We start from the raw sequence: 23,959 nt of genomic DNA, 5'->3' as shown, positions 1-23,959 counted from the left end.
GGCGCGACCGGCGGATCTATCGAAGGGTGCGCCGATGCAGGCGCGGTTGCTATCGCATAAAAGAAGTACGCCGCATCCGTCTGGCGAGGGATGCGGCAGCGCTCAGCTCGCCGTGACGAATCCCGAGAACGTGAAGCGGTACTCCTGCTTGGCCTCGTCGAACGCCGCGTGGAACTTGCTCGGGTGGGTCCCGATGCCCGGGATCGACGGAATGGGCAGGTCGAACGACTTCCGCTCCATCAACATCGCCTTGGTGATCATCGGCTCGATGAAGATGGGCTTGGCATGGTAGTAGCCGATCACCATGCTGCCACGGAACAGCTCCTTGCTCTCCATCTCCGAGCGCAGCAGCGAGTGCATCCCCATCTGCGGGACGCAGATCCCGATGAGGGCCGGCACGCCCGTCATTTTCGACATCATGGGCGGCAGCGGGATGTCGGGAAGGGCGTAGGCGTCGGGGATCGACGCGGGGCGCGCCTCATCCTTGCAGTCGATGGCCAGGCGATCGGCATTGGCCACGGTATAGAAATGGAAGTCGAAGTGCGGCGTGAGGTACGGTCCGGGCGGATGACCGGTGGCTTCCCAGTACATGGTGAAGTGCGTAAACCCGGACGACTTCTGGGCGGCGGCGGGAACGTCCAGCGTCGCGATGGCGGCCGGCGGCCAGACCATGGGCGCGCTGGCGGGCGCATTCTCGATGCTGGCCAGCGGCACCGTCGCGCCGACCTCGATGAGACTGTCGCCTTGGGACTTGGACCAGGTGCAGACCTGGGCGCTGTGCGCGTCGGCGCACCCGCCGCTGGCTTCCACGACGGGCGCCGGTTGCTTGGCGCAGGCGAGCACCATCAACGAAAGGACAAACGCTGGAACAGCGGAGAGACGGGGGGGCATACGGTTCTCCAGTCTGGGGGGGCCAGCTTCACAAGCTCCCAGTATGTGGGTCGGAGCCGACCCGCGCCACACCCTTGTGGGGGAGTTCGACCCCCCGTGCGCGGTCGCGCTGCCCGGTCACCAGGCCCCGCGTGCGCTACTCGTGCCGGAGCGCCACCACCGGATCGAGCCGCGCCGCCTTGAGCGCGGGCAGCATGCCAAAGACGATGCCGGTAAAGGCGCTCGTGGCCAGCGCCGCGACCACCGCCAGCGGCGGCACCGACGAGGCGATGGGCGTATACGACCGGATGATGAACGAGCCGCCCCAGCCAACGATCAGGCCGATGGCGGCCCCGGTGGCGGTGAGCGTGACGGCCTCCACCAGGAACTGCCACAGGATCACGCCGCTCGTCGCGCCGAGGGCCTTGCGCACCCCGATCTCGCGGGTGCGCTCGGTGACCGAGATCATCATGATGGCGATCACGCCCACGCCGCCCACCAGCAGCCCCACGCTGCTGAGCGCGATCATCACCAGGAAGAACATCCCGAACACCTTGTTGTACACGTCGAACAGCTTGTCCTGCGTGATGATGGCGAAGTTCGACTCGCGGCTCGGCCGCAGGCCGCGCATCCCGCGCAGCGCCGCCGTCACCTCGTCGATGGTCACGTCCTGCCGCGCCGACTCGAGCGGCTTCACCACGAACGCCATCCAGCGCGTGTTGGCCCCGAGGCGGCGGTTGAGCGCGTAGATGGACGTGATGATCCGCGGCCGCTCGCCGCCGGAGAGGAAGCTTGCCTGGTCCTTGAAGACGCCCACCACCATGAACGGCCCGCCCCGATTGGCGCCCTGCAGCGACGTCAGCGTGATCTCCTTGCCGAGGGCGTCCTCCTCACCGAACAGGCGCTCCTTGGCCGTCGTGTTGATCACCACCACGCGCGTGGCCGACCGCGATTCCTGCTCGGTGAACACGCGCCCGTCCACCATGTTGGGCGGGTTCACCTGCGGCCAGTTGGCGGAGACACCGGCCACCTGCACGTTGGCCAGCTGCTTGTCGCGATACTTGGCCGATGCGCCCCATCCCTGTTGCAGCAGCACTTCGCCCACCGTCTCCACGCGCTTCAGCGCCTCGGCTTCGCCGAAGGTGAGACTGGGGTTCGAGCGCCACTTGCAGGTGTCGCCGCTGTCGTCGCACGCCTCGAAGACGATGGGATAGCGCTGCACGAAGAAGGTCGTGGGCCCGGCCGACTCGAACTGCTTGGCCACGCTCTGGTTGATGCCGTGCACCATGGCCGAGATGAGCACGACCACGAAGACACCGACGGCGACGCCGAGAATGGTGAGCGCCGCGCGCACGCGGTTGGCCTTCATCGCGTCGAGGGCGATGGTCACGCCCTCCAGGGACATCCGCAGCCGGTCGAGGAGGCGCATGCGGGTCACTCCTGCCGCAGCGCGGCCACGGGGTCGAGCAGCGACGCGCGGCTCGCCGGGTAGACGCCCGAGATGATGCCGACGCCCGCGCCAATCAGCACGCCGACGGCGATGGACCACGGCGCGACGTAGGTGGGCATCGGGGTGGTCGTGCGGATGAGCACGGCGGCGGCGGCGCCGAGCGCGATGCCCATCGCGGCGCCGAAGGTGCTCAGCGTCGCCGACTCGATGAGGAACTGGATGAGGATGTCGCGCCGCTTGGCGCCCAGCGCCTTCCGGATGCCAATCTCGTGGGTGCGCTCGGCGACGGCCACCAGCATGATGTTCATGATGACGATGGCGCCCACGACCAGCCCCACCGCGGGGAGCGCGACGCCGGCGAGCACCAGGTACTGCTTGATCTTGTTCCAGAACTCGAGCGCGGTGTCCGACGTCTCGAGCACGAAGTTGTCCTTCTGCGTCGGCCGCAGCTGGTGCCGGGCGCGCATCACCGACCGCACCGCCTCCTGCGCGTCGATCAGCGCCTCGGCGATGGGCGTCTGCACGATCACCGCGTCGATGACGTGCGGCTGCCGGTTGAGCAGGCGGTGCACGGGCGACCGGAACGGCGCGAAGACGTAGTTGTCGAACGACATGCCGAAGGCGCTGCCGCGCGACTCGCCCACGCCGACCACGGTGTACAGCCGGCCGCCCATCTTCACCTGGCGGTCAATCGGGTTGACGGTCGGGAAGAGGCGCTTCACGAGGTCCGGTCCGATGATCACCACTTCGGCGCCGGTGGTGATTTCACTCGGCGAGAAGCTGCGGCCGTCGGTGACGTCCAGCCGCTTGATCTGGAAGTACTGGCCGTCGATGGCGGTGACGTCGGCCGCGCGGGGACGCGAGTACGGTGACTCGACGCGCACGCTCCCCTCGGAGTACATCGCCCAGAGGGCGCCGTCGGGCAGCGCCTCGACGACCGGTTCCACGTCGCTTTCGAGGATCCGCGGACGGCGGTTGTACTCCATCCACGTCTCGCGGTCCACGTCGCCGATGTTGATGTTCGGGCGATGGCGCAGCTCGAAGGAGTTGATGGCGATGAGCTTGCCGACGAGCTGCGTCTCCATGTACCGCCCCATCCCGTCGACGATGGAGACGACGGTGATGAGGAACATCACGCCAATGCAGACGCCAAGCGCGGTGAAGAAGCTCTTGAGCTTCTGCACGCGAATGGTCTGGAGGGCGAGGCGAATGGCCTCGAAGAGGGGCATCTCCAAACCTAACGGACGGGGGGCGGCATTTGTTGCCGGGGCGGTGCCGGGGGGAGGTGCGCCCTAGAACTTGACGACGAACGACATCACGGTGGAGACGTCGCTCTTGTCGATGGTGGCGAGCGGCGGCGTGGTGCGGTACGTATCGAGCACCTCGACCTTCATCTGCGTCCGCGTCGTCACCGACGCCGCCAGGCCGACGCTCGCCGTGTACAGCCCGTTGTTCATGTCGTTCGCCACGACGTTGCCCGCGAAGCCGTGCGTGACGGCGGCGTTCTTGGACAGCGCGCGGGTGAACTTCTCGCCGAACGCCATTGCCGAGCGGCTTTTCACCGGCTTCTCGGGGTTCTTCTCCCACGATGCGCCGACGCTGGCGTCCACGGAGAAGGTGCCGGTGGCCTCGTTGTAGAACTTGTAGCTCAGCCCGGCGGTCGGTGCGAAGAAGTAGTCGATGGACTTGAAGGTGTCGCGCAGGTACGCCGTCTGGGCAAAGACGTACGACTTGTTGGCGAACCGCAGTTCCGTCCGCGAGTTGAGCAGGCTCTTGTCCGTGCTCAGCTCGCCGTCCTTCGTCCCGCGGATCAGCAGACCGTCGGCGGAGAGGATCAACCCGGTGGCGGGCTCGCGCTTCGCCTTGAACGAGATGTTCCAGTTTGACGTGTTGCTGTTGCCGCTCGTGATAGCGAGACCGGCGCCGAACGAGCCGGCCCAGATGGGCGGGATCGAGGCGGGCTTTTCCTGGGCGGGTGCGGTTCCGGCCCAGAGCAAGGCAACCACGGCGATGGCGGAGGGGGTGCGCAACGGCGGAGTCCTGTTTCTCTGATGAAAGGCGACGCCCAATTATAATCCGCACGACGCGCAAATGGGCCGGTGTGTGGCTGCGGCGCGATTTATGCTGCATACTGGTCGCGCCCCTATCTTTCCTCGCATGCCAGTGCGTTCCTCCCGCTTACCCGCCGTGGGCACCACGATCTTCACCGTGATGTCGCAACTGGCCGCGGAGACCGGCGCGGTCAACCTGGGACAGGGGTTCCCGGACTTCGACATCCCCGAGTCGCTCGCGGAGCTGCTGGCGCGTGCCGTTCGAGACGGCAACAACCAGTACGCGCCGATGACCGGGCTCCCGACGCTGCGCGAGGCAATCGCGGACAAGACCGAGGCCATCTACGGATGTCGCGTCGATCCCGGCACCGAGGTGACGGTCACGAGCGGCGCCACGGAAGCGATCTTCAACGCTATCCTTGCCGTGATCCACCCCGGAGACGAGGCCATCGTCCTCGATCCGAGCTACGACAGCTACGAACCGGGCGTCGTGCTGGCCGGCGGCCGCTGCGTGCACGTCCCGCTGCGCGGCACCGACTTCGCGCCGGACTGGGACGCGATCGCCGCCGCCGTGACGCCGCGTACGCGCCTGGTCATCGTCAACTCGCCGCACAATCCGTCCGGGGCCGTCTGGTCGAACGACGACGTGCGCCAGTTGGCGGAGCTCGCCGACCGGCACGACCTCGTGGTCATCTCCGACGAGGTGTATGAGCACATCGTCTTCGATGACCGGCGTCACGAGAGCGTGCTGCGCACGCCGGAGCTGGCCGCGCGCGCCTTCGTCGTCTCCTCGTTCGGCAAGACGTATCACTGCACGGGGTGGAAGGTGGGGTATTGCGTCGCCCCGCCGGCGCTCACCACCGAGTTTCGGAAGGTGCACCAGTACAACACGTTTGCCACGTCCACGCCGGCGCAGTGGGCCTTCGCGGGGATGCTGCGCGAGCATCCCGAGCATCACGCGTCACTAAGCGCGTTCTACCAGGCCAAGCGCGACCGCTTCCGCGCCCAGCTGGGACGCACCCGGCTGCGCGCGCTGCCGGTGGGCGGCAGCTACTTTCAACTCGTGGACTATTCGGCCGTCTCGGACCTGGGCGACGCGGCGTTTGCGCATTGGCTGTGCACCACGCACGGCGTCACGTCCATCCCGCTCTCGCCCTTCTATGCCGCGTCTCCGCCGGCGCAGCGCATCGTGCGGCTCTGTTTCGCGAAGCACGCGTCGACGCTCGACGCCGCCATCGAGCGACTGGAGCGCATATGACCCCTGCGGATCGTCTGGACGAGGTGATCCTCGACAGCCTGATGGGCATGAGTCCGCTGGGCATCGCCGTGCTCGATCGCGACCTCCGCTACGTGCGCATCAATGCCCCGGCCGCCGCGGCCAACGGGCTGCCGTCCGACGCCCATCTCGGCCGATCCGTGCGCGAGATCGTGCGCCCCGACGTCTGGGCGATTATCGAGCCGCTCCTGCGCCGCGTCACCGAGCAGGGCGAGAGCTTCAGCGACCTTGAGCTGCCGGTGGCGGTGGATCCCGAGCGGGTGATGCTCTCCAGCGCGTGGCCGCTCCGCGGCACGGACGGGGAGATACTGGGCGTCGTGGTGACGCGCCGCGACATCACCGCGATGCGGCGCATCACGGAGAACCTGCGGGAAAGCGAGGAGCGCTTTCGGGCCGTCGTCGAACTGGCCCCGAATTGTGTGTTCATCGTGGACGAGGGGGAGGTCACCTACGCGAACGCGATGGCCCTGCGGATGTCTGGGGCGGCGGGCAAGGCCGAGCTGATCGGTCATCCGCTGCGCGATCGCTTTGTCCCGGAGTCGTGGGACGACGTGCAGGCGTTGATGCGCAGCCCGTCCGCTGAGGATGGACCGGCCGCACCGCGGCCGCTCACCCTGCGGCGGCTCGACGGCGGCAGCACCGCCGTGGACGTGAGCGTGGTCCCGACCACGCTCGGCGGCCGGCCCGTGCAGTTCCTGGTGATCCGCGACGTCAGCCGGCAACGGCGGGCCGAGGAGGAGTTGCGCCGGCGCAGCCGCTTCGTGGAGACGCTGCTGGAGCACCTGCCGCTCGGACTCGCCGTCAATGAGATCTCCACGGGGCGGCAGCTCTACATCGGCACGAAGTTCGAGCGCACCTACGGGGTGGAGCCGGGGAGCATCGAAGGCGTCGACGACTTCTTCGAGAAGGTCTACCGCGATCCGATCTTCCGCGAGCAGATGCGGACGCGGATCATGGCAGACCTCATGTCCGGGGACATCGACCGGATGCACTGGGAGGACATCCCGATCACGACCGCCAGTGGCGAGCAGCGCGTGATCTCGGCGAGCAACATCCCGCTGCCGGAGCAGGACCTGATGATCTCGACCGTGCAGGATGTCACCGACCGCAAGCGCGAGGAGGATGCGCGGCTCCGGCTGCAGGCCCAGGTGGAGCAGATCCAGAGAATGGAGTCGGTGGGCCGCCTGGCGGGCGGCGTCGCACACGACTTCAACAACATGCTCGGCGTGATCCTCGCGTCGGCGGAGCTGGCGCTGATGAAGGTGGCCCCCAGCGATCCCCTCTACGAAGAACTCGTCGAAATCCGGAAGTCGGCGGAGCGGTCGGCCGCGCTGACGCGCCAGTTGCTGGCGTTTGCACGGCGGCAGCACGCCGACCCGGTGGTGCTCGACCTCAACGATACCGTTGCCGGCGAGATGCGCATGCTGCAGCGGCTGCTGGGGGAGAGCGTCGACGTCACGTTCGAGCCAGCGGACTCCGTCTGGCCGGTGAAGGTGGATCCGACGCAAGTGGCCAGCATCCTGACCAACCTCGCCCTGAACGCGCGCCACGCAATCGCCGACGTGGGCCACGTGACGATTGCCACCGGCAATTGTTCGGTGGATGCCGCGTTCTGCGAGGCGCACGTGGACGCGGCGCCCGGTGAGTACGTCTGCCTCTCCGTCCGCGATACGGGCCGCGGAATGGATGAGGCGACGCGCGCGCGCATCTTCGAGCCGTTCTTCACGACCAAGGCGCTCGGCGAAGGAACCGGGCTCGGGCTGGCCTCGGTCTACGGCGCCGTGCGGCAGAACGAGGGCTTCATCACCGTCGAGAGCGAGCCGGGCGCGGGGGCGGTGTTTGCCATCTACCTGCCGCGCTTTGAAGGTGAAGTGCCGCCCAGGCGGCCCGTCGAGCCCGCGGTCCCGGTGTCACGCGGTCACGAGACCATCCTCGTGGTCGAGGACGAGCCCGCGCTGCTTCGGCTGGCCCAGCGCGTGCTCCAGAACGAGGGCTACGAGGTGCTCGCCGCGAGCGGACCGGTGGAGGCGCTGCGGATTGCCAGTGAACATCCGGGGGCGGTGCACCTGTTGCTCGCCGACTTGGTGATGCCGGTCATGAATGGACGCGACCTGGCGGCGGCGTTGCTGGAACTGCTCCCCACCCTTCGACCCGTCTTCATGTCGGGACACGCGGCGGACGTCTTTGCCAGCCGTGGCGCGTTTCAGCACGGGGCGAAATTCCTGCAGAAACCGTTCGACACCCGCACGCTGCTCGCGACCGTACGCAGCGCGCTGGACGGAGTCTAGATGAGCGAGCCCGATCTGCGCGTGACGCTGGTGCAACCCGACACGCGCTGGCACGATCCAGCGGCAAACCGCGCGCAAGTGGAGCGGATGCTCGGCGCGGCGGGGGCCGCGGCTGCTACGGATGTCGGCAACGATCCACAGCTGATCGTGCTGCCGGAGACCTTCACCACCGGTTTCTCCAACGACGCCGTGTCGCGGGCCGAAACGATGGAGGGTGAGACGGTCGCCTGGATGCGGGATTTGGCGCGCGCGCGTGACGCGGCCGTGACCGCGAGCGTGCAGATCCGCGACGGCGAGGCCGTTTTCAACCGCCTGCTGTTCGCGACACCAGACGGCGCGGTGCGCCACTACGACAAGCGGCACCTGTTCCGCATGGCGCGCGAGCAGCAGTGGTACGCGGCGGGCCGCGGGCGGCTCATCGTGGAATTTCACGGCTGGCGCATCTGCCCAATGGTCTGCTACGACCTGCGCTTCCCGGTCTTTGCGCGCAACCGCCCCGACCCAACGCGGGGCGACGAACTCGAATATGATCTTCTGCTCTACGTCGCCAATTGGCCGGCGGCGCGCCACGAGGCGTGGCGCACGTTGCTGCGCGCGCGGGCGATGGAAAACCTCTGCTACGTGGTGGGCGTGAACCGCACCGGCACGGACGGCAATGGCCATCCGTACCAAGGGGGATCGATTGCCGCCGATCCGGTGGGGCAAACCCTCGTGGAATGCGACGCGACGGCGCAGACCGCGAAGGCGGTGCTGTCGCTGGAGCGGCTGCGGGAGCACCGGCGGCGGTTCCCGGCGCATCTCGACGCGGACGGGTTCTTCCTGGACGATCGATAGAACGCGCCAGCGGGTCTCTCCCCGGGTGCGCGGCATTGCGGGCGCGCACACCGCCGCCGAGATTCCCTGCGCAGGACCGTAGTGCAGCATGCCTCTCCCACTGTGAGACGCTCCGTGTCCACCGGCTCCGAACGGCGGTTGCTTGACCAGTCGGGTCTCGAGCGCTTCCATGCGCTGAGGTCCGACGCGGTGAACGCCGTCGCGGAGCGGTTCTATGCGACCTTCCCGAAGGCGCTCGAGCGCTTCGGCGCGCGCGGCCGGGAGGCGACGCGCGAGGACCTGGCTTTCCACCTGGAGTTCCTGCGCCCCGTCCTCGAGTTCGGGCTGCTGCAACCGATGGTGGACTACCTGCGCTGGCTGGCCAGCGTGCTGGCGGCGCGCGGCGTCCCCGCCGAGCATCTGCCGCTGTCGCTCGAGTGGCTGGCCGAGTTCTTTGCGGAACGGTTGAACGCAGCCGATGCCGCGGTGGTCGTCACGGCGCTGCGGGCGGCGCGCGGAGAATTTATGGATGCCGGCGCCGCGCCACCGGCGCCGCGCATGACGCGGGAGGCGTGGCCTGAAGCGCGGGAATTCGAGGCCGCCCTCCTGGCCGGCAGCCAGCAGGACGCGCTCGCGGTCGTGCTACGCTGCATGAATGACGGGCGTTCGCTGGTCGACGTCGAGCTCCACGTCATCCAGTCGGCGCTGTATCGCATCGGGGAGCGCTGGCAGGCAAACGAAGTGTCCGTCGCTCAGGAGCACATGGCGAGCGCCATCGTGCAGTCGGTGATGACCATCGCCCTGCTGCAGGCGTCGCCGCGTGCCGCGAACGGCAAGAAGGTGCTGCTGGCCTGCGTCGCGGGCAACGACCACGCCATCGGACTGCGCATTGTCGCGGATGCCTTTCTGCTGGGCGGATGGGACGTGCGCTATCTCGGGCCAAACGTGCCGACGCCGGCGCTCATCGGCCAGGTCATCGAATGGCAGCCCCACCTGCTCGGCCTGTCGGTCTCGTTTGCGCAACAGCTGCCGGTGGTTCGCGACGTCATCGCGCAGCTCGACGCGCGCCTTGGCCTGCGGCGTCCCGGCGTGATCGTGGGCGGGCTTGCGATCAACAACTTCGCACCTATTGCCGAGCGAGTGCACGCGGATGCGGTCGGCGTTGACGCCCGGGCGGCGCTCGAGCGCGCCGAGGCAATGGTGGGTGGCGTATCGTGATGGATCACCCTTTTCCTGAGCTGGAGTCGCTGACCGCGGTCGCGGTGGCGAACGTCGACGAAGACGGCACGCTGCGGTGGGCGAAAGCGGGCTTCCGGCGATTGATCGAGCCGGCGTCGGACGGCCATCCCGGCGCCAACGTCGCCCACTGCTTTCTGCAGCCGACGTTCGAGACGCTCGCCGGGACGGCCGCGGGGACGGCCGCCAGTGATGCTGGCGACGTCTATCGCGGCCTGTTGACCATCGGCGATTTCCAGGGGCGCACCTGTTCACTGCGCGGCGTGGTCACTCGCGCGGGACGGGAGCTGCGCATCATCGCGGAGCATGACATCGAGGAGCTCACGCGGCTCAATGAGGTCGTGCTGATGCTCAACCGGGACTACGCGGGCGCGCAGCGCGACCTCGCGCAAGCCAACCTCGTGCTGCAGCAGCTCAACCAGACACTCACGCTCCAGAAGGCGGAACTGCAGGCGACGCTCGACCGCGTCTCACGGCTCGAAGGGATCCTCTCGATCTGCTCGTACTGCAAGAAGGTAAGAACGAGCGACGACGCCTGGCAGCAGGTCGAGCATTACGTCACCGACCATTCGGACGTGGTGTTCAGCCACGGGATCTGCCCGGCGTGCTACGAGGATCAGATGCGGCACCTGGACACGGTGTTCCCCAGGCAACCGTAGAGCGACGGGGTTCGTACGACTCCGCGGCATTGCGCACCTGTGTGATGCGCGAGAGAATCATACAGGACGATGCGGCGCTCGCTCCGAGCGACTTCCCCGCCCAGAGGACACGGAGGGCCTCTCTATGTCAAAGAAGCACAACACCAAGGTTCCCGATTTCGCGTCGCACAAGACGCAGACGCGACTCCCCAAGGCGGACAAGGACCAGCCGCCGCCGCCGCTGGCCGCGCATCCGGCGCCGCCGCCCGTGCCGAAGGCACACCTGCCCAAAACGTCGGGGCACCGCGGCGCGTAACAGAAGTGCCGCGTGATCGCGGCGCCACCTTCAACAGGATCTCCGCATGCGCGCAACCCGGCTGCTCGCGTTCACCGCGCTCGTCCTCCCGCTGGCCGCCACCGCGCAGGCGCCGACGCGCGCCATCCGGCGCGACATTCCGCTGACCAACATGATCCGACGCGCCTTCGCCGCCGGAACGCGTGATTCCACGGGCCGGCCCGGAAAGAGCTACTGGCAGACGCGCGTGGACTACACCATTCAGGCGCGGTTGGATGTGCCCGCCATGCGGATCAGCGGCCGCGAGACGGTGGTCATCCACAACAACAGCGACTCGGCGATGCGCAGCATCCAGCTGCGCCTCGACCAGAACATCTACGCCGCCAACGTCGCGCGGGCGCAGACGGTCCCCGAGATCACCGACGGCATGCGCGTCACGCGCATCACCTTCAACGGCGAGACGGTGGATCTCAACCCGCCGGCGCCGCAGCGGCGTCCAGGCGGGCCGGGCGCGCAGGGGGCGCCGCCGCCGGTGCGGCTCGCGGCCACGGGAATGAACACGACCTCCGCGCGCATCACGCTCCCCACGCCCATCGCGCCGCGCAGCACGGCGACGCTCGAGGCGGAGTGGAACTTCAAGGCGCCCAACGCGGAGAACGGACGCGGCCTGCGCATGGGCGCGTGGGGCGACAGCCTGGTGCAGGTGGCCGAGTGGTACCCGCGCGTCGCGGTCTACGACGACCTGAGAGGCTGGGACACCGACCCGTATCTGGGCCCGTCAGAGTTCTACAACAACTTCGGCCACTTCGACGTCACCATCGATGCGCCCGCCGGATGGCTGGTGGCCGCCACGGGTTTGCTGCAGAACCCCGCCGAGGTGCTGACGCCCACGGCCCGCGAGCGGTTGTCGCACGCGCTCGAGTCCGACAGCATCCGGCCGGTGGTCACCGCCGCGGAACGCGGCCCCGGAAAGTCCACCGCCGATGGCACGCGGCTCACCTGGCACTGGGTCGCCGACCTCGTGAGCGATTTCGCCTGGTCGAGCTCCGATCGTTTCGTCTGGGACGTCACGCGCGCGACGATTCCGGGCAAGGGCGTGATCCCGGTCCATCTGTTCTACGAGCCGGGCCACGCCCCGCAGTACGTGCAGGCCGGTCCGCTGGCCAAGCATGCCCTGGAGTTCTACTCGAAGCTGTGGATTCCGTACGAGTTCCCGCAGCTCACGCTTACCGACGGTCCGGACACGGGAATGGAGTTCCCGATGTTCATCGGGTCGGCCGCCGGCGCCGCCGATCATGAGACGGGCCATCAGTGGTGGCCGATGATGGTCGGCAACAATGAGACGTGGTACGGCTTCATGGATGAGGGGTTCAACCAGTACATGAACATCCTCTCCGGCGCGGATCGCAACCGGCAGGCCGCGAACCTCGACGGGCTGGGGCAGTCGTACGGGCGCACCAGCGGCGACGAGACCGAGGCGCCGCTGATGTGGGACGCCAACTACGGCGGCCCGATGTATCGCTTCCAGGCGTACAGCAAGGCGCCGCTGATGCTCTCGATGCTCGGCGGCCTCGTGGGCGACACCGCGGTCTGGCGCGCGCAGAGCGAGTTCGCCAAGGCCTGGCTGTTCAAGCATCCCGCGCCGTGGGACTACGCCTTCTTGATGAGCCGCGCGCTCAAGAAGGAGCTGGGCTGGTTCTGGTACTACTGGCTGTTCACGACGGAATCGGTGGACGGATCGATTACCGGGGTGCGCAGCGCCCACGGCACGACGACGGTGACCGTGCGGCAGGACGGCCAGATGCCGTCGCCGGTGGTGCTGCGCGTGAAATTCGCGGCGGAAGGGCCGGACATCCGGCCGATGAAGAACGCGGTGATGACCGACGGCACGACCGCCGTGGTGACGTGGCCGGTGGACGTCTGGTTCAACGGCAATCGCACGTTCAATGCTGTGCTCGACTTCGGACCGCGCCCCATCGAGAAGATCACGCTCGATCCGTACTGCCGGTTCCCGGATCGCGATCCGTCCGACAACACGTGGCCCAAGCCGACGGTGCAGGCGGCGCCGGCCGCGGGCGGTCCACCCGGATTCGGACGGCCGCGGTGCGAGTAGCGGTTCGGTCGGCGCGGCGCGTCCGCTTCGTCCTGCTGCCGGGAGTTGTCGCGGTCCTGGCGACCTGCACCTCCTCCACCTCGCCGTCCGGTCCCGACACTTCGCTCCTGCCAGACACTGCGAAGGTACCTCTCACTGACTTGGGCGCGCGCACCTATCGCGGCTTCCAGGGCGGACTGTATCCGAATGGCGCGAACACGATGCCGAGCGTGCATGCCGCGCTCGGCGCCACGTTCGCGCGGAACATCCGGCCGCTCAACGCCGCGGGGCAGCCCGACGCCAACGGCAAGATCGTCCTGCTCTCCGTCGGCATGTCCAACACCACGCAGGAGTACTGCGGTGGCGGGCCCACCGCGTGCCAGTCCTTCTCGTTTGTGGGGCAGGCGCTCGCCGATCCGTCGTTCAACCGGGCGCGCGTGGTGCTCGCGGATGGCGCGCAGGGCGGAATGGTCATCGTCAACTGGGATGAGCCGACCGACGCCACCTATGCCACCGTGCGCGACCAGCGCCTCGCCGCCCTCGGCGTCACCGAGGCGCAGGTGCAGGCCGTCTGGCTCAAGCAGGCCACGCCCGGACCGAGCGTCTCGCTGCCGGCGGCGAATGCGGACGCGTACGCGATCGTCACGGGCCTCGGCAAGCTCGTGCGCACGCTGAAGGTGCGCTATCCGAACCTGCAGATGGTCTTCCTCTCCAGCCGCATCTACGCGGGGTACGCGCAATCCGGCACGCTGAATCCGGAGCCGTTCGCGTACGAGACGGGCTACGCCGTCAAATGGCTCATCGAGGCGCAGATCAAGCAGGGGACGGATGGGGTTCCTGATGCGCGCGCCGGCGACTTGCGCCCTGGCATCGTGGCGCCGTGGCTGGCGTGGGGACCTTACCTGTGGGCCAACGGCGCGACGCCGCGGTCGGACGGCCTCACGTGGGTGCCATCGGACTTTGCCACGGACAACACGCACCCCGGCACCGGCGCCCGGCAAAAGGTCGGGGCGATGCTCCTCGACTTCATGAAGGCATCGCCCCAAGCCAGCTGCTGGTTCGTGGCCGGCCGCGCCTGCTAGCGATCTCCGATCGTCACGGCAACAAGCGCTGTCAGGTGCGCCCGCTGTTCCGGCGTCGCCTCGGGGAGCGGCTCCAGTTGCCACTCGCGAACGGCATCAGCCGTCACAAAACGAAGTCCGAACCACTCGAGCGCCTCGGCGTAGTCGAGCTCCTCCGTGGAGAAGACCGCGCGACGGAAGAACTCGCGCAGCGAGTGTCCGGCGACCGACTCGGCGACGGCCACGAATTCGTCATGCGTGAAGCCCCGCGCGCCCGAGTACTCTGCGTACGCCTGCCGCATCACGTCGTCGAGACTCCGGGCGCCGCGGCTGGATCGACGGATGTGCGCGTCGAGCAGGAAACCGACAATCGGTCCCTTGTCGTAGTAGCTCACCGTGGTGGCCGGATCCTGCCCGACGCCCGACGTGCCGGCCGTCCAGACCTGCTGCGACGACTGCGCGAGTGTCTGCCGCAGCCGCCCGGGTGAGCGCTGCACGCTGCGGATGTGCGACGAGAGCGTCGCCAGAAAGTCGCCGGGTGAGCCGAGGCCGGCGCGCGCCACGAGCAGTTCACCGTAGTACGAGGTGAGTCCCTCCGAAATCCACAGGCTCTCGGTGCTCGGCGGATGCTCGTAGTCGAACGGGCCGAGTTCCACCGGGCGCAGGCGCTTCACGTTGAACGCGTGGAAGTACTCGTGGCTCACGAAATTCAGCCAGCGCAGGTTGCCACCCGGCGCGTCCGGACTGACGCGCGAGGTGAGCAGCGTCGAGTTGAGGTGCTCGAGGCCGCCGCCACCCGGCCGGAACAGGTTCAGGAAGACGTAACGCCGGAAGGGCAGGGATCCCCACAGCGCCGAATCCGCGCGCACGAACTGCCGAATGTTCCGGGCCGCGAGCTCACCGTCCCAGCCCGCGATATTGCCGGCATCGACGAGCACATGCCGGCTGCCGGCCACGGTGAATTCGTGTGTTGACAGCGATCCCGCGACGATGGGCGAATCGTTGAGCGTATCGTAGTCGTCCGCCCGGTATTGATTCGCCACGCCGGGTCGAACCCGTGCGAGCGCCGTCGCCGACGCCGTCCACTGCGGTGGCAATTCGAGGCGCACCTCGTGCGGGCGCCGTGCCCGCTCGGCAAGCGTGATGTACGTGGCGCTGCCATTGAAGACGCCAAGATCGTCGCCGACCCAGTTGGTTGTCACGGAACGGCTGGCACAGAGCAGCGTGTAGGTCACCGTCACTTCGCGGGCGCCTCCCGTCGCCACCCGCCACCGGTTCGGCTGCGGATGCGCGACCGCGAGCGGCGCTCCGCGGCGACCAATGGCCGCGAAGTCTTGCACCTTGCCCGCATAGTCCTCGACGCGATAGAACCCGGGGGACCAGACGGGCATCATCAGTTCGAGGGTGTCCTTGCCACGCGCCGGAATGCGAGCTTCGATGCGCGCGAGATGCGAGGCAGGATCTGGGACGCGGATCGTGAAGGTGATGGGCGGCAACTGCTGCGCAGCCAGCGAGACGGTGGCGGCCAGCAGCAAGCTGGCGACGGCGCCGGAGCGGGTCAGCGGCGCGAACCCCGTCGGGTGAGGCGAAGTGGACATGCGACTAAGATGGCGGGCGCCGGCGCGGACCCGCCACCATTTCGCGTCCTGCTGTACTGGTTATGGCGGATGCTCCGTAGGTAGCTTTCAGCGCATGGGCGCCACCCTTCTGACCACTGACACCCGCGCGGAACTCGTCTCCCGCAGCCGTCGGCTGAACCTTGCCACGCTGGGCTACAACAGTCTCGAGGGCGTGGTGGCCATCGCCGCGGGCACGGCGGCCGGCTCGGTGGCGCTGATCGGATTCGGCATCGACAGCGGCATCGAACTCACCGCCTCGTGCATCGCCCTGTGGCGACTCGGGGCCGACGCCGATCACGCGCGGCGGGATCGGGCCGAGCGCACGGCGCACCGCCTCATCGGCGCCCTGTTCATGGCGCTCGCGCTCTATGTACTGGTGGATGCCGGCCTCGCGCTCTGGCAGCGCGAAGCGCCGAGCGAGAGCCCCGTCGGCATCGCGCTGGCCGCCGCGTCCGTGCTCATCATGCCGCTGCTCGCGCGCGCCAAGCGGCGCGTGGGCATTGCGCTGGGGAGCCGGGCCCTGACCGCGGAAGCCACGCAAACTTCGCTCTGCATGTGGCTGTCGGTGATCCTGCTCGCGGGGCTGCTGCTGAACGCGGTGCTCGGCTGGTGGTGGGCCGACCCCGTGGCCGCGCTGGCCATGGTGCCGATCATCGCCAAGGAAGGTTTCGAAGGGTTGCGCGGCGAGCCGCCCTGCACCGACTGCTGTCACGACTGAGCGAGGGGAGTGATGCCAAACGCCGGGCCGGCGCGAGTTCGCGCGAGCCCGGCGTTGGTCCATCGCCCGGCGCCCATCGCCGGGTGGCCGCGAGCGCTTACGGCGCCGCGGGCTCCGCCAGCAGCTGCTTCTCGATGGACGCCACCACCGCGGCGGCCGTCGCCGGAATGGCGTTCGTCGCTTCGATGTCCTTCCCGAGCTTCTGCGCGTCGGCGATCGCCTGCGCCTGCTCGGCGTTCGGCTTCTTGCCGTTGAGCGTGAACGACCGCTCATAGTGGTACGCGAGACGATCCAGGTCGCGGGCCGTCGGCGGGATATTGTCCGCGCGCGGCCGCTGCAGCACCGCCTTCACGAGGAGCAGGTGATGGCGCGCAAGGTTGCGATCGATCTTGGTGAGCTGTGCGTCGAGGACCTTGACGTCCTTGAGGCTGCCATTGCGCAGGTCGCCCGCGAGTTTCTCGAGATTGCTCTCTGAATTCAGCAACTCGGTCCCCACCGTTTCATCTCGGCAGCGCCCCACCTGTTGGCGGACGCCAAGGCTGGCGAGCACGAGCGTATTGGCGGCGGCGCGAGGCTGTCCGGCGACGAACTCCCGCCGCGCCTTCACGAAGTCAATGTCCTCCTCCTGCGCCCGGAGGGTGGCCGGGGCCGCCAGGAGCAGGACGGCGAAGGCCGCGAACACTGAACGATTCGACATGGATTCCTCCCGATGCCGGGTACCGCGACGCATCCCGCACGGGCGCGCCCACGCGCGCCAAGACGGTGGGGAACGCCGGACCCGTACTGAAATTGTGCGGTCAGGCGGTACGAGCCGCAGTAAGGAAAGGCCCTAGAAATAGTACGAAAGAGGGACTACAGAGAGAAACAACAGAGAGACAACAGAGAAACAACAGAGAGACAACAGAGCGAGGGAGGTGGATCCCACGAGTACTGTTGTCTCTCTGTTGTATTTCCGTTGTTTCTCTGTTGTTTATCTCTTCCCTACCAGTTCAAGGATCCCCAAGCTCATCCACGGCAGGTACGTGATCAGCAGCACGCCGATCCCCGTGATGATCAGGAACGGCAGCACGTGCCGGTACAGCGCCGTCAGCGGCTGGTTGAAGCGCGACGAGCTCAAGAACAGGTTCAGCCCCACGGGCGGGAGCAGGAAGCCCATCTCCAGATTCGCGAGGAAGATCACGCCCAGGTGCACGGGGTCGATGCCGAAGGCCGTGCCCATCGGCGCGATGAGCGGCGCGAGGATGATGATCGCCGAGTAGATCTCGAGCACGCTGCCGAGAATGAGCAGCAGCACGTTCAACGCCAGCAGAAAGACCACCGGCGAGTGGATGTGCTGTTGCACCCACGCGAGGATCGCGTCGGGGATCATCGCGTCCACGAGGTAGTTCGTCAGCCCCATCGCGACCGCGAGCAGCGTCAGCACCGCGCCCATCAGCGCCGCGGACTTGAGCAACACCTCGGGGAGCGCCGAGAAGACCTTGATGTCGCGGGTGACAAAGCACTCGATGATGATCGTGTACGCGAGCGCCGCGGCCGCCGTTTCGATCATCGTGGCAGTCCCGGTGACGAACAGCGAGACGATCAGCACCGGCAGCAGCAGTTCCCACTTGGCGCCCCACGCCGAGGCGCCCACCTCGCGCCAGGCGAACGGCTTCCGTTCCCGCACGATGCGCCGGCCCACGATGATGCCGTAGCCTGCCGTGAGCACGACCAGCAGGAGCCCCGGCAGCAGGCCGGCGAGGAAAAGCTGGTCGGCGGGCACCGACGCCTCGCGGGAGCTCGCGACCACGCTGTACAGGATCACCGGCAGGCTGGGAGGGAAGAGCAGGCCGAGTGAGCCGGCGGCCGTCACGAGGCCGAGCGAGAAGCCCTCGGAATAGCCGTCCTTCTTCAGGATGGGATACACCAGCCCGCCGAGCGCGATGATCGTCACGCCCGAACCGCCGGTGAATGTGGTGAAGAGCGCGCAGACGGCGGCCACCATCACCGCGATGCCGCCCGGCATCCAGCCAAACACCGCGCGGAAGAAGCGCACCAGGCGTTCGGCCGCCGCGCTCTCGGCCAGCACGTAGCCCGCGGCGGTCAGCAGCGGGATGGCGGGGAGCGTCGGCGACGCGATGAGGCGGTACACTTCCGCCGAGACGGCGGCGACCGGCGTGCCTTCGGTGAAGAAGAAGACGAGCGCCACGCCACCCATCGCCACGAAGACCGGTGCGCCGAGGAGCGAGGCGGCGAGCACCAGCAGAGCCAGCGGCCAGACGTAGTGTGCGTGCTCGGCCGGGAGCAGGCCGACGGCGAAGGCGCCGCCGACGCAGGCGAGCGCGATGGCGCGTCCCCACCACTTGTCCGACGCGAACCACGTGAACTGCAGGGCCATCACGCCCATCGCCACCGGCATGATGATCTCGCTCATCCATTCGGGAATGCCGATGGAGAGCATCTTCGGCTCGAGCCGGTTGGCGATGACGACCTTGGCGCTGGCATATGCGAGGATGCCGACGACGGCCGCGGCCACCGAATACGACAGCAGGCGCGTGACCTGCCGCCAGATGCCCTCGCCGAAGAACTCGGCGGTGGAAAGCGTCAGGTGCTTGGCCTGCCCCGTCGCCGCCATGCCGCCCACGAAGGCCAGCCAGAGCGTGAGCTGCTGCACGTATTCCGCGGTGCCGACCAGGTGAAAGCCGCCCAGCGGACGGCCAAGCATGTCGATCAGCGGAAGCGTGGTGGCCAGCCCGAGCGTGACAACCAGGATGGCCTGTTCGGTGCGACGGAACGCCGTGAAGACGCGGCTCACTTCTTGGCCGCGCCCTGCTGCCGCCGATACTCGTCGCGGAAGCGCAGCGCGTCGTCAAACGCGTCCGCCGGCATCACGCCGCCGCGGATGATGGGATAGCCCGCCTCCACCGAGCGCCGCCACTGGTCCCGCGTGCGCGCGTCCACCGGCACGACGGTCAGGCCCGTCTTCTTCATGGCATCCACGTCGCGCTGATAGCTGTCGCGAATGGACCGCTGCAGCTTCGCCCCCGCGCTGCGCGCGGCGTCCAGCAGCTTCGGACGCAGGTCCGCCGGAATGCGCTCCCACGTCTCCTTGCGGATCACGGTGGCGCCCATGAGGATCTGGACCTTCATGTCGGTCATGTACTTCGTCTGCTCGTAGTAGCGCGTGATGAGCGCCACTTGCGGCGGGGCGAGGAAGGCCTCGAAGAGGCCGGTCTGCAGCCCCGTCACGAGTTCGGTGGACGGCGCGGGGCGCGGATCGAACCCCATCTTCTTGTACGCCTCCGTCGTCTTGGTATCGCCCGCCCAGCTGAAGAGCTTGAGCTTCTTCATCTGTTCCGGCGTCGCGGCCGCCGACTTCGTGAAGAAATGGTTCCACCCGCCGTCCGCCCAGTTGAGCACGACGAAGCCCTTGGCCGCGAACGTGGCCTCCAGTTCGGGGCGCATCTTCTCGAGCACCGCGTAGACCTCTTCGTAGTCATTGAAGGCCATCGGGATGCTCAGGGCGTAGATGCTGCGGTCAATCTCTCCCAACCCGGCGGAGGTCAGCACGCCGGCGTTGAGGGTGCCCAGGTTCATCTTGCGCACCACATCCGGATCGTCACCCTGGCGACCGCCGGGATACAGCAGCACGCGCACCTTGCCGCCGGAGATCTTGCCCCACTGATCGGCAACCTCCTTCAGGACGAGGAACCAGGACGAGTTCTCGGGAACGAGCGTGGCCATCTTCACCGTCACCGGCGCCTGCGCGCGCAGGGGCAGCGCGAACGCGGCGAGGAGGGTGAGGACGAAGACGATGGGACGGTATGTGCGAATCATTGAGTAGGCAGGTTAGTCGACGAACAGGTCGTCGATGCGGCTGAGCAGCCAGCGGGCACGCCGCTGGTTGATGACATTGGCCAGCCGCTGTTCGGGGGCCTTGTTGATGTCCACCGCGAGCGCCTGCTTGAGCAGGGACTCGAATTCCTTCTTGTTGTTCTCGGTGATGGACACCGCCTCGGCGAGGCCGACATACGGCGCGGCGCGCCGTCCGTCGGCGAGCTGCGTCGCTCGCGCGAAGTGTTCGCGGGCCTTGGCCACCGACCCGCCGGCGCTCGCGTGCGCCGCTTCCCACGTGATGAAGAAATCGTGCAGTGCGCCCATCTCGAACGACTCGTCGAGCACCAGCGCGCGGTGCATCATCTTCTCGATGGCCGTCTGGCGGATGGCCAGTTCTGCATCATTCACGTCGATCGCGAGGGCTGCGCCCCACGCGGCCGCCGTCCAGTAGAGCAGGGGCACGTCCTTCCGGGTCGCCTTCGCCACGGTCGCGTCGGCGTCGCGGATGATGCGCTCGCGGAAGCCGGGGATGTCGAGCTCCAGCCCGCGCAGCCCGTAGTCCGACGCCCGCAGGTACAGCCGCTTGGCCCGCTGCCGCATCTGCGTGGCGCGGTCCAGGTCCTGGGCCTCGGTGAAATCGGCTTCCTGCTGGATGAACGCGAAGCCGTACTGCGTGAACCCGCTGGCCGCCGCGGTCAGCAATCCCTGATGCCGCGGCGAGGCGTCAATGAGGCTCTCGATCGTCTTGAGGGCAAACGGAATCGCGTCCCGAACCAGTTCCGGGTCGTCATCCTTCGCAAACGTCGACGAACTCCCCGAAGACAGGGCGTCGCCCAACGAGTTGATGGCCATCCGCTTGATGGAGCACCCCGACAGGGTCAGGGTCATTCCAGCGAGCGCGGCCGCGCGGAAGGGTGTGCGGAACATCGCGGGTAGGTGTCTCCAGCCGTGAATTCGTCTGCGGCCCTTAAGTATGTCTGCGTGAAGGCCCTAAAGCGACCCGGGAAGGGCGGGAAGGGGCACAGGCACGGACTGCAACTGGCGGGCCCGAATGCTGCGTAACGTGCGATACAGTACGCATTTCTACACCGCAAGGATTCAGACGTTCGCGTCGAGCATCTCCATTTCTTAGAATAGGTTATGCCCGCACTCCAGCCATCCATCATCGCCGGCCTGGCGCTCCTGCTCTGGCCAGCCGCCCCCACCGCCGTCGCCCCCGTCCGCCGCGATGCGACCACCACCGCCTCCGCCCCGCGCCGCGTCGAGGCAGGGCCCCGCCAACGCACCCTGTTCGACTTCGACTGGCGATTCCGCGCCGGGGAGGTGGCGAGCGGGCAGCAGAACGGCCTCGACGACGGCGCCTGGGAGCGCGTGGACCTGCCGCACGACTTCATGGTCCTGGGCAAGGGCGACCGTGAGGTGGCGACGGCCGGACACGCCCCGAGCGGCCAGCACTTGCCGGCAGCTGTCGAGGGGCCGTTCGATGCTCGCAGTCCCGGCGGCTCGTCGCACGGCTACCTGAACGGCGGCATCGGCTGGTACCGGAAGTCGTTCACCCTCCCGCCGGCGAGCGACGGCAGGCGGGTCTTCCTCGAGTTCGAGGGGGCCTACATGAACGCCGAGGTCTGGCTCAACGGCCAGTCGCTCGGCGTGCGCCCGTACGGGTATTCGACGTTCATCTACGACGCGACGCCGTATCTCAGGCCGGCGGGGTCGGCGAACGTGGTGGCCGTGCGCGTGCAGGTGAAGCAGCCGTCGTCGCGCTGGTACTCGGGGGCCGGCATCTACCGGCACGTCTGGCTGACGATCACCGATCCCGTGCACATCGACCAATGGGGCACCGTGGTGCGCACCGCCAGCGCGTCCGGCGAACGCGCCGACCTGTCGGTGCGGCTCGACGTGCGCAACCAGTCGCCGGTGGCCGTGACTGGGCGCGCCGAGGTGAGCGTGCGCGATGCGGCGGGACGCGTGATCGCCACCGCCGACACACCGGTGGCGATCGGCGCGGACGGGCGCGCGCGCGCCGAGGTGGCGCTCGCGGTGCCGCAGCCGCGCCGCTGGTCCGTGGCCGATCCGTACCTGTATGAAGTGGAGGCGCTGGTGCGGGTGCGCGGTCGCGTGGTGGACGCGGAGCACATTCCGTACGGCATTCGCACCATTGCCTTCTCACCCGACAGCGGCTTCCTGCTCAATGGCGCGCGGCTGCCGCTGCGGGGCGTCTGCCTGCATCACGACCTGGGGCCGCTGGGCGCCGCCGCCTTCGACCGCGGCATCGAGCGCCAGTTGGAGATCATGAAGCGGATGGGCGTCAACGCCATTCGCACGAGCCACAATCCGCCGGCGCCGGCGCTCCTCGACCTGGCCGACCGGATGGGCTTTGTCGTGATGGACGAAGTCTTTGACGAATGGAAGATCAACAAGACGCGGTTCGGCTACGGCCTCTATTTCGACGCGTGGAGCGAGCGCGACGCGCGCGACATGGTGCGGCGCGACCGCAACCATCCGAGCGTGGTGATGTGGAGCATCGGGAACGAGATTCCCGAGCAGGGCGACTCGCTGCGGGCGGAGGCGATGGCGACGCGCCTCGCGACATTCGTGCGCGAGGAGGATCCCACGCGGTTCGTGACCGCGGGAATGGACAATCCCAACGGCGCCTTGCGCACCGGCTTCGCCAAGCCGCTCGACCTGTTCGGCATCAACTACCACCTGAACGTCTACCCGACGGTGCGCGGGATGAAGGCGTTCAGTTCGGAGTCGTCGTCGGACTACAGTTCGCGCGACCAGTACAACCTGGTGCTGAACCTCGACACCCTGCAGGTGGTCAACCGGCTGAACCACCATGTCACGTCGTACGATTTCGAAGGGCCGTCGTGGGGGAACAACGCCGAGGCGCAGTTCAAGGCGATGCGCGAGTATCCGTGGATCGCGGGCGAGTTCGTCTGGACCGGGATCGACTACATTGGCGAGCCGACGCCGTTCGAGTGGCCCAACCGCAGCTCGTCATTCGGCATTGTCGACATCACCGGCTTCCCGAAGGACCGCTTCTTCCTGTATCAGAGCCAGTGGCGCGCCGAGCCGATGGTGCACCTGTTGCCGCACTGGAACTGGCCGGCGACGTATGAGGGAAAGCCGATTCCGGTCTGGACGTACACCAACGCCGATTCCGTGGAGCTCTTCCTGAACGGCCGCTCGCAGGGCGTGCGCACGTGGCGCGGCGTGACGGATTTCCATCTTGCGTGGCAGGTGCCGTACGCGCCGGGGGCGCTGCGCGCGGTGGCGTGGCGCGGGGGCCGTGTGGTGGCTGAGGATCGCGTGGAGACGACGGGCGCGCCGGCGAAGCTTGAAATGACGGTGGACCGTCCGATCATTCGCGCCGACGGACAGGACCTGGCCTTCGTGACGGTGCGCGTGCTGGACGCGCAGGGGCGGCTGGTGCGCGCTGGGGGCAACAACCTGGTGCGCTTCACGCTGACGGGCGGCGGTGCGATTGCGGCGCTGGACAACGGCGATCCCACCAATCACGAGCGGTTCGTGGGGGCGACGCCGGCCGCGGCGCAGCACCGCGCATTCAACGGCCTGGCGCTCGTGGTTCTTCGCGCACCGCGCGCCGGCGCGCTGCTCACGCTCGCGGCGACGGCCGACGGGCTGGCGGGGACGAACGCGGCGGTGAAGGCGAGGTAAGCTGGCGGAACACAGAGGAACACAGAAAGCACAGAGTGGCACAGAACAACGCGGA

General features: G+C 67.9%; 19 protein-coding genes. 10 read left to right on the top strand and 9 right to left on the bottom strand.

Annotated features, from left to right (window positions below; translation table 11 throughout):
* Positions 1–102: 102 nt before the first annotated feature.
* The 4 genes from VGJ96_04475 to VGJ96_04460 form a co-directional block, all read right to left on the bottom strand.
* Positions 103–891, bottom strand: coding sequence for a hypothetical protein (locus VGJ96_04475; protein ID HEY3286361.1), 789 nt, complete (start codon positions 889–891; stop codon positions 103–105).
* A gap of 136 nt (positions 892–1,027) precedes the next feature.
* A complete protein-coding gene (locus VGJ96_04470) occupies positions 1,028–2,299 on the bottom strand; it encodes an ABC transporter permease (GenBank protein ID HEY3286360.1) in 1,272 nt (423 codons plus the stop codon).
* A gap of 5 nt (positions 2,300–2,304) precedes the next feature.
* Positions 2,305–3,549: an ABC transporter permease gene (locus tag VGJ96_04465; protein ID HEY3286359.1), complete on the bottom strand. Its 1,245-nt coding sequence runs from the start codon at positions 3,547–3,549 to the stop codon at positions 2,305–2,307.
* A gap of 63 nt (positions 3,550–3,612) precedes the next feature.
* Positions 3,613–4,350, bottom strand: a complete 738-nt coding sequence (locus VGJ96_04460) for a DUF481 domain-containing protein (protein ID HEY3286358.1) — start codon at positions 4,348–4,350, stop codon at positions 3,613–3,615.
* A 157-nt stretch (positions 4,351–4,507) separates the two neighbouring features.
* Between VGJ96_04460 and VGJ96_04455 the strand changes: the two genes are divergently transcribed.
* The 8 genes from VGJ96_04455 to VGJ96_04420 all read left to right on the top strand — a co-directional run bounded on the left by VGJ96_04455 (position 4,508) and on the right by VGJ96_04420 (position 14,091).
* The gene (locus VGJ96_04455) at positions 4,508–5,629 is read left to right on the top strand and encodes a pyridoxal phosphate-dependent aminotransferase (protein HEY3286357.1); all 1,122 of its coding nucleotides are present in this window, start codon (positions 4,508–4,510) and stop codon (positions 5,627–5,629) included.
* Positions 5,626–7,935 carry a PAS domain-containing protein gene (locus tag VGJ96_04450; GenBank protein HEY3286356.1) on the top strand — a complete coding sequence of 770 codons (2,310 nt, stop codon included), beginning with the start codon at positions 5,626–5,628 and terminating at the stop codon, positions 7,933–7,935. The genes VGJ96_04455 and VGJ96_04450 overlap by 4 nt, the downstream gene beginning before the upstream one ends.
* The gene (locus VGJ96_04445) at positions 7,936–8,769 is read left to right on the top strand and encodes an amidohydrolase (protein HEY3286355.1); all 834 of its coding nucleotides are present in this window, start codon (positions 7,936–7,938) and stop codon (positions 8,767–8,769) included.
* A gap of 114 nt (positions 8,770–8,883) precedes the next feature.
* Positions 8,884–9,966, top strand: a complete 1,083-nt coding sequence (locus VGJ96_04440) for a cobalamin-dependent protein (protein HEY3286354.1) — start codon at positions 8,884–8,886, stop codon at positions 9,964–9,966.
* Positions 9,966–10,643, top strand: coding sequence for a hypothetical protein (locus VGJ96_04435; protein ID HEY3286353.1), 678 nt, complete (start codon positions 9,966–9,968; stop codon positions 10,641–10,643). Before VGJ96_04440 ends, VGJ96_04435 begins: the two co-directional genes overlap by 1 nt.
* A gap of 124 nt (positions 10,644–10,767) precedes the next feature.
* Positions 10,768–10,938: a hypothetical protein gene (locus VGJ96_04430; GenBank protein HEY3286352.1), complete on the top strand. Its 171-nt coding sequence runs from the start codon at positions 10,768–10,770 to the stop codon at positions 10,936–10,938.
* 46 nt (positions 10,939–10,984) lie between these two features.
* Positions 10,985–13,030 carry a M1 family metallopeptidase gene (locus VGJ96_04425; GenBank protein HEY3286351.1) on the top strand — a complete coding sequence of 682 codons (2,046 nt, stop codon included), beginning with the start codon at positions 10,985–10,987 and terminating at the stop codon, positions 13,028–13,030.
* Between the two features lie 140 nt (positions 13,031–13,170).
* On the top strand, positions 13,171–14,091 hold the full coding sequence (locus VGJ96_04420; protein HEY3286350.1) for a hypothetical protein: 921 nt from the start codon (positions 13,171–13,173) through the stop codon (positions 14,089–14,091).
* Here VGJ96_04420 and VGJ96_04415 read toward each other — a convergent pair.
* Positions 14,088–15,668 carry a hypothetical protein gene (locus VGJ96_04415; GenBank protein ID HEY3286349.1) on the bottom strand — a complete coding sequence of 527 codons (1,581 nt, stop codon included), beginning with the start codon at positions 15,666–15,668 and terminating at the stop codon, positions 14,088–14,090. The two genes, VGJ96_04420 and VGJ96_04415, sit on opposite strands and share 4 nt — an antisense overlap.
* Before the next feature lie 94 nt (positions 15,669–15,762).
* Here VGJ96_04415 and VGJ96_04410 point away from each other — a divergent pair, with 94 nt between their 5' ends.
* The gene (locus VGJ96_04410; protein HEY3286348.1) at positions 15,763–16,407 is read left to right on the top strand and encodes a cation transporter; all 645 of its coding nucleotides are present in this window, start codon (positions 15,763–15,765) and stop codon (positions 16,405–16,407) included.
* A 97-nt stretch (positions 16,408–16,504) separates the two neighbouring features.
* On the opposite strand, the gene VGJ96_04405 is transcribed toward VGJ96_04410, so the two are convergent.
* The 4 genes from VGJ96_04405 to VGJ96_04390 form a co-directional block, all read right to left on the bottom strand.
* Entirely contained in the window at positions 16,505–17,104 is a 600-nt protein-coding gene (locus VGJ96_04405) for a hypothetical protein (GenBank protein ID HEY3286347.1), read from the bottom strand.
* A 273-nt stretch (positions 17,105–17,377) separates the two neighbouring features.
* Positions 17,378–19,201, bottom strand: coding sequence for a TRAP transporter large permease subunit (locus VGJ96_04400; protein HEY3286346.1), 1,824 nt, complete (start codon positions 19,199–19,201; stop codon positions 17,378–17,380).
* A complete protein-coding gene (dctP, locus tag VGJ96_04395; protein ID HEY3286345.1) occupies positions 19,198–20,223 on the bottom strand; it encodes a TRAP transporter substrate-binding protein DctP in 1,026 nt (341 codons plus the stop codon). Before dctP ends, VGJ96_04400 begins: the two co-directional genes overlap by 4 nt.
* A gap of 12 nt (positions 20,224–20,235) precedes the next feature.
* The gene (locus VGJ96_04390; GenBank protein HEY3286344.1) at positions 20,236–21,150 is read right to left on the bottom strand and encodes a TRAP transporter TatT component family protein; all 915 of its coding nucleotides are present in this window, start codon (positions 21,148–21,150) and stop codon (positions 20,236–20,238) included.
* Between the two features lie 213 nt (positions 21,151–21,363).
* On the opposite strand from VGJ96_04390, the gene VGJ96_04385 reads away from it, so the two are divergent.
* Positions 21,364–23,904: a glycoside hydrolase family 2 TIM barrel-domain containing protein gene (locus VGJ96_04385; protein ID HEY3286343.1), complete on the top strand. Its 2,541-nt coding sequence runs from the start codon at positions 21,364–21,366 to the stop codon at positions 23,902–23,904.
* The last annotated feature ends 55 nt before the right edge of the window (positions 23,905–23,959 follow it).

This window comes from Gemmatimonadaceae bacterium (genome assembly GCA_036504815.1).
Taxonomy (GTDB): domain Bacteria; phylum Gemmatimonadota; class Gemmatimonadetes; order Gemmatimonadales; family Gemmatimonadaceae; genus PNKL01.
Note: the sequence above shows the minus strand (reverse complement) of the source record. Positions and strands in the feature narration are given on the sequence as shown.

Coding starts and splice junctions, on each gene's coding strand:
- VGJ96_04475 (HEY3286361.1), bottom strand. CDS start 891: ATGCCCCCCCGTCTCTCCGCTGTTCCAGCGTTTGTCCTTTCGTTGATG.
- VGJ96_04470 (HEY3286360.1), bottom strand. CDS start 2,299: ATGCGCCTCCTCGACCGGCTGCGGATGTCCCTGGAGGGCGTGACCATC.
- VGJ96_04465 (HEY3286359.1), bottom strand. CDS start 3,549: ATGCCCCTCTTCGAGGCCATTCGCCTCGCCCTCCAGACCATTCGCGTG.
- VGJ96_04450 (HEY3286356.1), top strand. CDS start 5,626: ATGACCCCTGCGGATCGTCTGGACGAGGTGATCCTCGACAGCCTGATG.
- VGJ96_04445 (HEY3286355.1), top strand. CDS start 7,936: ATGAGCGAGCCCGATCTGCGCGTGACGCTGGTGCAACCCGACACGCGC.
- VGJ96_04435 (HEY3286353.1), top strand. CDS start 9,966: ATGGATCACCCTTTTCCTGAGCTGGAGTCGCTGACCGCGGTCGCGGTG.
- VGJ96_04430 (HEY3286352.1), top strand. CDS start 10,768: ATGTCAAAGAAGCACAACACCAAGGTTCCCGATTTCGCGTCGCACAAG.
- VGJ96_04425 (HEY3286351.1), top strand. CDS start 10,985: ATGCGCGCAACCCGGCTGCTCGCGTTCACCGCGCTCGTCCTCCCGCTG.
- VGJ96_04415 (HEY3286349.1), bottom strand. CDS start 15,668: ATGTCCACTTCGCCTCACCCGACGGGGTTCGCGCCGCTGACCCGCTCC.
- VGJ96_04410 (HEY3286348.1), top strand. CDS start 15,763: ATGGGCGCCACCCTTCTGACCACTGACACCCGCGCGGAACTCGTCTCC.
- VGJ96_04405 (HEY3286347.1), bottom strand. CDS start 17,104: ATGTCGAATCGTTCAGTGTTCGCGGCCTTCGCCGTCCTGCTCCTGGCG.
- dctP (HEY3286345.1), bottom strand. CDS start 20,223: ATGATTCGCACATACCGTCCCATCGTCTTCGTCCTCACCCTCCTCGCC.
- VGJ96_04390 (HEY3286344.1), bottom strand. CDS start 21,150: ATGTTCCGCACACCCTTCCGCGCGGCCGCGCTCGCTGGAATGACCCTG.
- VGJ96_04385 (HEY3286343.1), top strand. CDS start 21,364: ATGCCCGCACTCCAGCCATCCATCATCGCCGGCCTGGCGCTCCTGCTC.